Annotated in this window: 1 protein-coding gene; it reads right to left on the bottom strand. The window is 37.2% G+C overall.

Annotated features, from left to right (window positions below; all coding sequences use genetic code 11):
* A partial coding sequence (locus CXF61_RS01800) for a hypothetical protein (RefSeq protein WP_264755657.1) occupies positions 1–693 on the bottom strand: 693 nt, incomplete at its 3' end.
* Positions 694–761: the final 68 nt, after the last annotated feature.

Here is a 761-nt window from a genome sequence, read left to right as displayed (position 1 = left end):
CTCACCACTACCAATCATGCCAGTTCCAGCATACATGCTCAAACCGCTCAAGACAGAAGCTATAGCAAAACCATGACTATATCCCCAGTTCATTCCTCTGAAATCTTTAAGGTTAGTCTTAATAATTAGTAAACTTATCCCTATACTATTAAGTGTCTCAACAGCTTTCATAGCTGCACCAGAAAGACCTTCTGTATCAGTAAGAGGAATGTCAAAACCATGAATTAAGACAGCTGCACGCGCTTGCTGTGTGCAATATCCTGCTTTTCCTGTAGCATGACGATATGCAGTAAACTGCGCATCAACTCCACCTGAAAAAGCGAACACGGCTCCATCGATTTGAGTGTTATCTTCTCTTATATGATTAACTGTTATGTCAACTATTGAATAGGTTTCTGGACACCACCTATTCCAGATATACTGAAGCTCAGTAAGGTTCGCAAGTAATCTTTTAGATACACTACCGTGTACTATAATGTTAAAGTTCTGTTGCATCCCTAGCAATAGAACACCAAGCAAATAAGAGTCGCAATTGTTGTCTTCTAGCATTGGTAAATTAGTAGGATAAACAATCCATAGTTCCGTTTCAACAATCTCTCCACTAGCAGATATTTCTTTTATTATGCATGAACGACGCTGTCCTTCTTCATTAACCTCAAGAGCTTGAGGAAATAGCTCCATTGAATTTTTCAAAAAACTACTCCTTTAATAAAAAATACTCAAACATTATTTCATATGATGTAATCATAGATACTTATTAC

The organism is Psychrobacter sp. 4Dc (assembly GCF_002836715.1).
Classification (GTDB): Bacteria; Pseudomonadota; Gammaproteobacteria; order Pseudomonadales; family Moraxellaceae; genus Psychrobacter.
The sequence above is the reverse complement of the archived record's forward strand: the minus strand, read 5'-3'. Positions and strand labels throughout refer to the sequence as shown.